Origin of the sequence: Agrobacterium sp. MCAB5, assembly GCF_052114365.1 — a bacterium.
Classification (GTDB): domain Bacteria; phylum Pseudomonadota; class Alphaproteobacteria; order Rhizobiales; family Rhizobiaceae; genus Agrobacterium; species Agrobacterium tumefaciens.
The window spans coordinates 55,216-64,822 of sequence record NZ_JBFREP010000017.1; the positions used below are offsets into that span (position 1 = coordinate 55,216).

Annotated in this window: 11 protein-coding genes and 2 pseudogenes; 10 read left to right on the forward strand and 3 right to left on the reverse strand. The window is 53.3% G+C overall.

Annotation, left to right across the window (positions count from 1 at the left end):
* Nucleotides 1–147 precede the first annotated feature (147 nt).
* The 6 genes from AB4Z23_RS25715 (at nucleotide 148) to AB4Z23_RS25740 (ending at nucleotide 5,674) form a co-directional block, all read left to right on the forward strand.
* Nucleotides 148–420 (forward strand): helix-turn-helix domain-containing protein, encoded by a 273-nt coding sequence (locus tag AB4Z23_RS25715; RefSeq protein WP_035200508.1) that lies wholly within the window; start codon nucleotides 148–150, stop codon nucleotides 418–420.
* Entirely contained in the window at nucleotides 417–1,658 is a 1,242-nt protein-coding gene (locus AB4Z23_RS25720; RefSeq protein ID WP_111810209.1) for a type II toxin-antitoxin system HipA family toxin, read from the forward strand. The genes AB4Z23_RS25715 and AB4Z23_RS25720 overlap by 4 nt, the downstream gene beginning before the upstream one ends.
* The gene (locus AB4Z23_RS25725) at nucleotides 1,648–1,788 is read left to right on the forward strand and encodes a hypothetical protein (protein ID WP_158007505.1); all 141 of its coding nucleotides are present in this window, start codon (nucleotides 1,648–1,650) and stop codon (nucleotides 1,786–1,788) included. Before AB4Z23_RS25720 ends, AB4Z23_RS25725 begins: the two co-directional genes overlap by 11 nt.
* 1,310 nt (nucleotides 1,789–3,098) lie before the next feature.
* A complete protein-coding gene (locus AB4Z23_RS25730; RefSeq protein ID WP_111810210.1) occupies nucleotides 3,099–4,193 on the forward strand; it encodes a helix-turn-helix domain-containing protein in 1,095 nt (364 codons plus the stop codon).
* Between the two features lie 257 nt (nucleotides 4,194–4,450).
* Nucleotides 4,451–5,152 (forward strand): type IV toxin-antitoxin system AbiEi family antitoxin domain-containing protein, encoded by a 702-nt coding sequence (locus AB4Z23_RS25735; protein ID WP_441360990.1) that lies wholly within the window; start codon nucleotides 4,451–4,453, stop codon nucleotides 5,150–5,152.
* Nucleotides 5,153–5,296: 144 nt separating this feature from the next.
* On the forward strand, nucleotides 5,297–5,674 hold the full coding sequence (locus AB4Z23_RS25740) for a hypothetical protein (protein WP_111810212.1): 378 nt from the start codon (nucleotides 5,297–5,299) through the stop codon (nucleotides 5,672–5,674).
* 190 nt (nucleotides 5,675–5,864) lie between these two features.
* Here the strand turns inward: AB4Z23_RS25740 and AB4Z23_RS25745 are convergent, their stop codons facing one another.
* Nucleotides 5,865–6,179 (reverse strand): DUF6804 family protein, encoded by a 315-nt coding sequence (locus AB4Z23_RS25745; RefSeq protein WP_441360991.1) that lies wholly within the window; start codon nucleotides 6,177–6,179, stop codon nucleotides 5,865–5,867.
* Nucleotides 6,180–6,783: 604 nt separating this feature from the next.
* Here AB4Z23_RS25745 and AB4Z23_RS25750 point away from each other — a divergent pair.
* From AB4Z23_RS25750 to AB4Z23_RS25765, 4 genes and pseudogenes are all read left to right on the forward strand, one after another.
* Nucleotides 6,784–7,203 carry a thermonuclease family protein gene (locus tag AB4Z23_RS25750; protein ID WP_441360992.1) on the forward strand — a complete coding sequence of 140 codons (420 nt, stop codon included), beginning with the start codon at nucleotides 6,784–6,786 and terminating at the stop codon, nucleotides 7,201–7,203.
* 295 nt (nucleotides 7,204–7,498) lie between these two features.
* The gene (locus AB4Z23_RS25755) at nucleotides 7,499–7,765 is read left to right on the forward strand and encodes a type II toxin-antitoxin system prevent-host-death family antitoxin (protein ID WP_111810215.1); all 267 of its coding nucleotides are present in this window, start codon (nucleotides 7,499–7,501) and stop codon (nucleotides 7,763–7,765) included.
* A pseudogene (locus AB4Z23_RS25760) lies at nucleotides 7,762–7,990 on the forward strand (hypothetical protein); the annotation flags it as partial. The gene AB4Z23_RS25755 and the pseudogene AB4Z23_RS25760, both read left to right, overlap by 4 nt.
* Before the next feature lie 260 nt (nucleotides 7,991–8,250).
* Nucleotides 8,251–8,346 (forward strand): annotated as a pseudogene (locus tag AB4Z23_RS25765) (VapC toxin family PIN domain ribonuclease); the annotation flags it as partial.
* Between the two features lie 76 nt (nucleotides 8,347–8,422).
* Here the strand turns inward: AB4Z23_RS25765 and AB4Z23_RS25770 are convergent.
* On the reverse strand, nucleotides 8,423–8,830 hold the full coding sequence (locus tag AB4Z23_RS25770) for a hypothetical protein (RefSeq protein WP_441360993.1): 408 nt from the start codon (nucleotides 8,828–8,830) through the stop codon (nucleotides 8,423–8,425).
* Nucleotides 8,831–8,876: 46 nt separating this feature from the next.
* The gene (locus AB4Z23_RS25775) at nucleotides 8,877–9,095 is read right to left on the reverse strand and encodes a hypothetical protein (protein ID WP_441360994.1); all 219 of its coding nucleotides are present in this window, start codon (nucleotides 9,093–9,095) and stop codon (nucleotides 8,877–8,879) included.
* Nucleotides 9,096–9,607 lie beyond the last annotated feature (512 nt).

Here is a 9,607-nt window from a genome sequence, read left to right on the forward strand (position 1 = left end):
ACCCTGGCTCCTGCCAGGTGCGATCCCACAGAGATTCCCGATCAGGATGATTTGGCGCGATCAAGCGTAAGACTTACCGATCGGGAAGCGATTCCTTGATTCTTTGGAAAACTTCCTGTACGGTAAGTCAAACTATGGAGGTTGACGATGTTCAGGTCCGCGCGTGATTTCGGCGCTGCTATCAAGGAGAGACGCAAAGCACTTGGCTGGACGCAAACCGGGCTTGCTGCCCGTTCCGGAACGGGGGAACGCTTCATCGTCGAGCTTGAATCGGGCAAGCCGAGTTGCCAGCTCGAAAAAGCCCTGATCGTCGCACGCGCAGTTGGGATCGATCTTGGCGATCTCAAGACGGTTCAGACTGCGCAAGTCGCGCCGGACGATGACCTCGGCTTTCTGCCGATGTTTGGTGCTGATCAATGACAACCATCTACTACGAGACCTTGCCTGTCGCCCATCTGACTTTTGAAGGCGAATGGAGGTTGGACTATGATCCGGGCTGGGAAGCACGCCGCCCGGCCTTTCCGGTGTCGCTTACCATGCCGCTACGTTCCGGATCCGTGGGTGCAGCGAAGCTGCTTCCCTGGCTTGCCAATCTGCTTCCGGAAACCCATCTTGCCGAGATCGGTCAGCGCCTCAAGGTTTCCCCGCAAGATATTGTCGGTCTACTTGCTCATATCGGACGTGACACGGCGGGGGCACTGTCGATCGGGGAGCCGCGGAAAGCTGGCGTCAACCTGCAGCCCGTGCCGGACGAGCAGGCGCTGGAGCGTATTCTCAATGAACTTCCTGCCAAACCCTTTCTGGTCGGAGAGCGCGGTGTTTCTATGTCCCTGGCGGGCGTTCAGGAAAAGCTGCCGGTGTTTGGTGATGGGAGTGGCCGTATTTCAGTTCCGGTCGACGGGACGCCATCCACGCATATTCTCAAGCCGGATACGAAACGCCTTGCGGGAAGCGTGGAGAACGAAGCTTTTTGCCTGTCGCTTGCGCGTGCCTGCGGCCTGGATGCCGCCGAGGCGACGATCGGAGTAGCGGGCAAGCGACGTTACCTTCTCGTGAAACGCTATGATCGCTTTACCGACGCTCAAGGCGAGATCCGCAGGCTGCATCAGGAGGATCTTTGCCAGTTAACGGGTTGCTTCCCCTCGCAGAAATACGAGCGGTCCTCGACCGGCGGCGGTGTGACCATGAAGATGATGTTTGATGCCGTCAGCGATCTTGTTTCGCCTGGCGAGCGTTTGAAACTTCTCGATGCGGTGATCTTCAATGTCCTGATCTGCAATTCGGATTCGCATGCCAAAAATTACTCTATCCTGATTGGTGCCGGTGGGTCCGCGAAGATGGCTCCACTCTATGACCTGATGTGCGCTGCAGTTTATCGCCAGGTCGACCAGAGCCTGCCGCAGGGGATTTCTGGTCGGTTCCATGCGCCTCACCTGCGGCGTGCCGACTGGCAGGCACTGGCTGATGACATTGGATTGAGCGGCGCATCGACACTGAAACGGGTGGAGGAGCTTGCAAAACTGGTCAGCGTCGCATGCGATGAGGTGGCACCACATATCGTCGCCCTCTCCAGCGATCCGACGAGGATTCTTGAGCGAATTACTCACAGCGTTCAAAAGCGGTGCCGGCGAATTCAGGAGCAGATGCATGATCGATGAAACGCAGTTTGACTATAATCCGACCACTGATTTGGAACTCTGTGCGAAATGTTTTGACCGCGAAGTGCTGTTTGGGAAGCAGTTCTACGATGACATCATGTTTCGCTATGCAGGTGTGCCAAAGCGATAGCCAGTAAGCGGGCGAACTTTCGTGCCATGACGCCTGTTGTTTCAACGTTCGAACCGCTAACGAGACGCGAGTTTTTGCCACAATGCTACATTGGCAGCACAACGATCAGAAGCTCGACGCATTCAGGTTTGTGTAGCCTGTATTGATGGTGTGCTGCTTTGCTATCGTCGGCGCTCTAGTGATGGGCCTACGAGCGTGGCGCTTCAGTAATTTCCCCCCACTCCATCGCGACGATTCAGAAAGTATGGGATCAACAAGTCAAGGTTTCGGGCCGCGGAAGTGAACCGTTATTTGAGCCGCACTACCAGACCTTCAGTTTTGGCACGATTGTTTTCGAGCGCTAGCAAAAGGGCATTACGCATACCTGCATGCAGACGGTGAGACTTGGTAGGCCTAAGGATAAATATATGGCTGGTGAAAAATTGGATGTCGTACCCGCCACCGGGACGTACGACCGCGTGGATGTGATCGGCCAGCTTCGGGAGCAGTAGCCGGTGTGTCAACCGACTGAGAAGACTGATGGCTTGGAAGGCGGATCATCATGCTCGGGCGCTATATTGCGAACACATCGGGACCATGGAGAGGAGCAGTCTTCTTCCTAGCCATGTGCGGGGGTGAACTCGCAGTTTGTTTAAATATGTATTTTATTATTAAAATACAGATAATTGAGATTGTTTATAAAAGTATTTTGTGAGGTTCATGGCATTTTCGCTGCTGCTGAAGTAGCGTCCTCTTGCTACAGGAAACTTGTCGCGCGCGGAATGTCTGCGTCGAGATCACGATCGATGACGTTATAATCGTTCTCTGAAAACTCGGCGTTATTTCCTGTTTGCCTGCTGATCCACAGTACGCACTGTGAAATATCGTCGGTTTCGACAACAGGCTCTTGCCTGTCAGGCCCGACCCACATCAACACGTACCGCAATGATAATGCTCCAGCTTGATTACACGGCAAATTTAATATCGAGCTTACCCCAGGTTTGCGTACCCCAATTGGGGTATGTCTGGCTGATCAGATTCGGGTTTGCTGCAGGACGCTGACTGATGTCGTTAGGTGACGATAAGGCGGCTCAGAAATGCAACGAGTGTCTTGCCGGGGATTGAGCGCGCACATCGGTCCGGACCGTCGTAGAAGCCCCGTTGCGCCTAGAGCGTGCCACATGCTCCAGGTTGATGGCTTCGGGAGGTTGATGAGAAACGGGCGGCTTCCAGCTCGACAAGTGTGTCTTTTCAAGTATGCACGAAAACAACTTCTGGATCTGGTGCTGTATTCTGGCTATACAAATATACTTTGGTGGGTGAGGGGGAAAATGCCGGTTGATATCGCGGTTTTTCATAATCTGCTGAATCATTTCCAGGATGCGGCGCTGGAGCCCTCGCGTTGGCCCTCGCTTCTGGAGCAGATTGCTGAGGCAACTGGCGCCGGCGGCATCAATGTCATGGCACCGGCAAGCTCCGGCTCGGTCGGAGGTGTTCTTTTCACCGAGAGTTTATCCTCGATCATGGAAGCCTATATCAACGACGGCTGGAACACGCGAGACCACCGGGCGAAATTCATACCGTTGATGAAGCGTAATGGAGTTGTCCTCGAGGAGGATTTCGTCCGTAAAGGTGATCTGGATAATCTCGAATACTATAAATTCATGGCGAAGCATGGATTCCAGCATACAGCAGTCGTCAATTTTTCCTCAGGTGAGGACGATCTGTTTTTCGTTCTGCAACGCAGGCTCGGCGATGGCGGGTTTGGGAACGATGACCGGGTTCACCTCGCTAATCTCAGAACCCACCTTCAGATGTCCGCACGGATCATGGCACTGTTTTCGGCTGGCGACATGAGAGGACGACTGGCCGCGTTTGAGCGTGCAGATGTTGCGTGCGTTTTCTTTGACCATCGTGGTCATGTGGTAGCGGCTAACCAGAAGGCGGATTCGCTTCTCACCGGGGATGTCAGAATAGCGCATGGAAAGATCAGGGCAGCGTCGTCACGGGAGACAGTGGTCTTTGAGACGATGCTGAACAAGGTCATTCGATCGAATGATCTGGCTCACGGCGAAGTCGTGACGTTGACCCGTGGTGAGAAGAGGCCGTTGCTTGCGCGGATCGAAAGGGCCGGGCCAAATGTGCGCGACGTTTTCGCCAGGTCGTACGCAATGGTGCTGTTCGAAGATGTGAGTGATAAACGTTTCATTTCATATGACGTGCTTCATCATCTGTTTGGGCTGACGCCGTCCGAATGTAAAATTGCGGCGCTTCTTGCTGACGGTGCAGATCTTAGAATCGTCGCCGATCATTGTGGAATTCAGTATGAAACGGTTCGTACCCACGTTCGGTCAATCCTGCGTAAAACCGGGACCGAACGACAGGCGGAGCTATGTGTCCTTCTTGCTGGCATTCGGCTCGGCTAACACGCAAGGCTACTTCAGTATGCGGTGCTCAGCCGCATGATGCTGATGCCTGGTTTTTCGCATCGTACGAAAGTCTTTCCAGATCCTGCTTATAGGCCCGTTGCCCCGGATCGCTCAGGCATTGTGGTACGAACCGGAGGCTCTCCATGTTTAAAATTGCCGCCTGTCGGAGATACACATTCATGCTTCATGCTTCGTGCTGCCTTGCGGTCCGACACCCGTCGCAAAATTATAGAAATTCGTGAAACTTTCATAAAATGGAAGTATCGATAATTATGTCTTCGTTGGTAGATCAGATTTCCGCAGCCGGATTGGCTGATCGGTTTCTGAATGACCGGCAACTCGCCGAGTTGCTGGGCGGCAGTAGCGCGCGCCGTTATGGCCTTGTCAACCGCGCTTTGAAAGACGGCTCTCTCATCCGCTTGAAGCGTGGTTGTTATGTGTTGGCGCGACGCTATCGACGTGACCCGGTTCATCCGTTTGCCGTCGCCCAAAACCTCGTGCCGGGGAGCTATATATCTTTCGAAACAGCACTGTCGTTCCATGGATGGATTCCAGAGGCGGTGTTTGTTACCGCCTGTGTCTCACCTGGTCGCAAAAGCCAGGATTTTTCGACGCCCGGGTTTGGGACCTTCAGTTATCATCCTCTGGCGATCAACGAATACCGGTTCATGACGAGCGTTGACCGTGTCCCGCTCAAAGGTTCGATCGCGTTTGTCGCCCAGCCTCTTCGGGCACTTATGGATCTGGTAGCGCTTCGCAAGGTTGAGTGGAGCGGGCTTGAATGGCTGACGGTTGGTATGAGGATCGAGGAAGATGCCCTTTTCGGATTGCGACGCAAGGATTTTACTGCATTGAAGCCTGTGTACAAGCACAAGGCTGCGAATGCCTTTCTCCGGGCGCTGGAAGGCGCGGTGATGCCTTTGGGGCGTCAGCCTGATCTTGAGGTCAGGGCATGATTGAAATTATCCGGGACAAGCTTGAGAAGGACGGACGCTGGGAAGCCTTCACCCGCTTTTTTCGACGACGGCAGGCTGTGTCTCACGAACAACGCCGCCTGTACATTGTGCGTGTTGTGCTTTGACTTTTGGGGATTGAATTGAATGAGGACAGCTTTACTTCTCTGTGCCACCGTGATGACACTGGCTGGATGCCAGACTCCGGCACCGCAATCTGTTTTGGATTCGCAACGTCCACCGTCCAGACCGATTAAACGTGACTATTTGGACGCCATGCGCGGAACTATCAAAGCCGGTGATTTTACGAAAGCCGAGATTTCGAGCGTAGTGGTGCTCGATCCTCAAAAGCAGATTTTCGCTTTTTGCACGCGAACGGCGGAACGTTCTAATCCCGATTGGTCGTATATTGGCGTAGCCGTGTACAAGAATTTGGGCGTTGACTCCTCAAAGGACGACTATCGCTGCCGTGACAAGCGGTTGCGGTACTATAATTTTCCTGAGTTGCTGAACATGAAATTCTGATGGAGCCCGGCAGGCAGCGCTTAGCTCCTTTCGTGCCACCTGTTGCCGGCTGCGGAGATTGCAAGGCCAGCTTCGAGGCTCGTGCAGTCGAACGCGGCGGGGTTGTACTAATCTGCAAGCGTGGCTGAGTGGGCCTCCAGGCAACGCACCGCAACGACTGAGGTAAACGTCAAACCGTGGTCGCGCGCCCTTACTCGCCGAGTTTCGTTGTCGAAAATTTCCAGTAAGCGGCAAATACACCAGCGCCGAGTAGATCAGGGATGAACCACGACGACCGGCTCAAATGCACGGGGATAAACGGGTTGAACAGCAATCCCACGCAAATGAAGCCGAAGACCCACCCCGTGAACGCGCCGTGCTTCTCGTACTCGATGTAAGCGAAGAACGCCGCAAATGCCGTGATGCCGAGGCGCAGCAGCGTGTAGTAGCCGTAGGGCAACGGCAATACAGCAATCACCAATGCTACTGCTGGAACGAGGATGATGTGGCCTGGAAACGTTGTCATGTAAGCCCCCAAACATGTCTGTGAATAATCGTATATTAGACAAATACAAGGTTTGAAAACGAGATATACAACCTGTTGTGGAATTCGCGAAGGTGGTCCTTGTATATTACCAGCACGTTCAGGGACGCGGTGGACTACGGTATGGGCCGGGAAGTAAGACGCTCGGCCTTTCCGGTGTCGCACACCATGCTGCTGCGCTCCGGGCCCTTGGGCGCTGCGAAGTTGCTGCCCTGACTTGCCAATGTCGGCCGCCTAGGTGCATAGCTGTCGACATCATTCTGTCTCCCGACAGGCTTCCTTCGTTATCATGCATGAAAGCCCCCCAGTGGCGTTTAACTTCTGACCGCTGGGTTCCCTAAAATTGCAGCAATCCCGTTGTCGGTGGCATTAACTCGTCGATGCTATCCTGGGTATGAGCGGAGCATGGGGTATAATGGCTAAAGTTGTGCAATTCAGATCGCGGCAGACGTCACGATCGAGGTCAGGCAGTTCGTTTGTTATGCTCGTTGTGCTTGGCATGCTGGCGAGTTTCCTCGTAGGCGCAGGCATATTCTATTACGTAATCGATCACAGACCGTCTTTTCAGCCGGATCTGGAAGCAAAAGTGCGCGATACAACATCGCGTTCGCGAGACCCGCAAAACGCGGGACAAGACATCCTTTCGACGGCATCTCCGGTCGCGTCCTACCGGAGATGCAGCGGGAGCGTCCGTGTCAATTGCATTGTCGATGGAGATACGCTGTGGACTGGTGGCGTCAAGGTTCGCATTGCCGATATCGATGCGCCAGAAATCGGTAAACCACAGTGCGCCTCTGAAAAAGCGCTTGGGGAGCGTGCAACTGTACGGCTGATGGAACTGGTCAATTCTGGTGCTTTTACCATGCAGTCCGGGCCCGGTCGCGACGAGGACAGGTATGGGCGAAAGCTGAGGGTACTTTTGAAAGATGGCCGTTCGATCGGCGATATCCTTGTATCTGAGGGACTTGCGCGGACATGGACAGGCAAAAGGCAGCCATGGTGCTGATTAATCTGTGCGGACTGCAGCTGAATTCTGCCGCCTCGCTGATCGTCCTCTCAGGCAGCGTGTGCGCCGCAAATGAAGTTCAAGCCAATCCAGCAGATGAAGGTTTATCTGAATCTGGAAGGGCTGCGCCCTTGAGGCATGCGAAACCTCAAAAAAATGGAATGATCAGGAGTTTTAGTGGTCCCGTGGCGTCATTAATGCGCATAATCAATGCAGCATTTACAGCATTGCTGTATTTTATGGATTTCCTTTTTGGGCTTTGCTATCGTTGCGACGCAAGACGGGAGTATGATCGATGGCAAGCTCAGGTAATTCTTACACGACGAGCGATCTTTCCAGGAGGTCCGGTGATATCATCGCCGAGGCACTTCGCCATCCGGTGACGATCACCCAGCGCAACAAGCCTCGTCTGGTCCTTCTTAATATTGAGGATTATGAACATTTGATGCGGCAGTCTGATCTGCGCGCGGTAGGCACTATCGATAATATGTCTGACGCTTTGTTGGACGAGTTTGAGGCGGCAGTCGAGGCTTATGCGGAAACGGAAGAAATGGTTCGGTGAGCGGTTTCGATGACATCGAGACTGCAGTCGTAATCCGCTACCCTTATCTGGTGGAGCCGGGAGGCTTCGCTTGGTGAAACCGAAGGTCGGAAGGGTCGACCCGTTGTTGTTGGCGTGAGGCTCGCCCGTGCGGACGGCGACATGGTTCTGTTCTTTCCCATCACGACAAAGCAGCCGGAAACTGATCGTTTTTCTATTGAGATTCCAGCGATTGAAAAGCGCCGCGGCCCATTTCGATATTGCGCAAAAATTCATGCCACGCGCTTACGCGTTAGCAGCTAAGCTTGGTCTCAACTGGCCGGACGAATTCGTGAAAGCAACGCTGCAAGCACTAACCGCCAGCTTGGGGCCGTCTCCAGACTGGAACACACTGTCCCGCAATCAACCGCCTTGCTGAGATCGAACTTCTTACGAAACCTTCGCTACGAAACTCACTCTAAAAATCAGTTTTTGCTAGCAGTTCGCGACGGTCAACGACCGTATGGTCGACGGCGCTTGTTCACAACCTGACCGTTGTTACGCGCAACGTGCGGGATTTCGACGGTACCGGCGCTATCGTTGGGGATCCGTGGCAGGGCTGATTTTTTGGGAACACACTCGTGCACATCCTTCTGCCGCCGCCAGTTCAGTAGCAGCGGACATGGGCAGGTTGGTTTCCTATGTACGAGGGCTCGTGCTGCTGGACCGGGGTGTCTTCAAGCCGACCCTTACAGCGATCTGTCCTGCCTGAATGTTGAAAACAGCATCGATCCGGACAGCGGCGCCTTTCTGGCGGGCGACAACGCGCAGCGTCTGAATCCTGCCACTTCCGCTGGTTTCCTGGTGGGCATCGATTGACGACAGTGCCTTGTTGATCTGGATACCTGAAAAACCTTCTGCTGCGACGGCCTGGGCGAGCTTTTGAAGGACAGCGGGTGCTTTGGCTTTCGGCAGTTCCTGAAAGGATTTGTAAGAGACAGCCGTGACCATGGGCACACCTGAGACGGTGAAGTTTTTCTCGCACGATGCTGCGAAGGCCGGGCTGGATACGGTGATCAGACCGAGAATTGCGATGGCATGTTTCATATTGCGTAATCCGGTTGTTGGTGAAGGTTTTCAGCTGTTGGCCGCATCATAATGTCGACCGTTTTTCTCTGTAGGTTGATGGCGGCGGTAATGCTTCATGGGCTTGCGCAAGCGTTTCCAGCCATGTTGCGAGGCCATCGGGAACTGCATCGTTGCCGGCTTCCAGCGCTTCGATCCATGAGAGTTCACATTGCAAGGCAGAGGCAATATTGATTGGCGTCCAGCGGATCACCCGCAGGCATTCATTAAAGCGTTCTGGCGACATGATGATTTGTTATGTTCCCCGTATTTTCGCGCAGAGGCTCCCTCACGCGGCCGCGATAGTCAATCATTTTGTGCAACTTTTGATAGGCTGAACGATCCGTATTTACCTGTCATTCGATTGCGATGAGGGTAGCACGCGCTGCAGGGTGCGCGGCTGGAATATTATACCTTCTTAATCGCTATTAATACATATATTTGTATATTTATACTTGATGCTGGGAATGAATTTTCCCTTATGCGAGGGTGAATTGGTGGTTTGGTTAGGATCGGATCAACGGCGGGAGAGTGTCGATAAAACATATAATTTATTCACTTTGGCACGCGAAACATATAAATAGGCGTAAACCAACCGCATTAAGGGGAGAGTGGGGATTTGATTGGTAAAGTTCGTCTGTTTGTGCGCGGATAATTTTGGACAGCTATAACCATGTGATTTTATATAGGTTTTTACAGTGAGGTGGATTTATTTATATGGGGAAGCGGGAAGGAATCTGATTGGGAAGTGGATTGAAA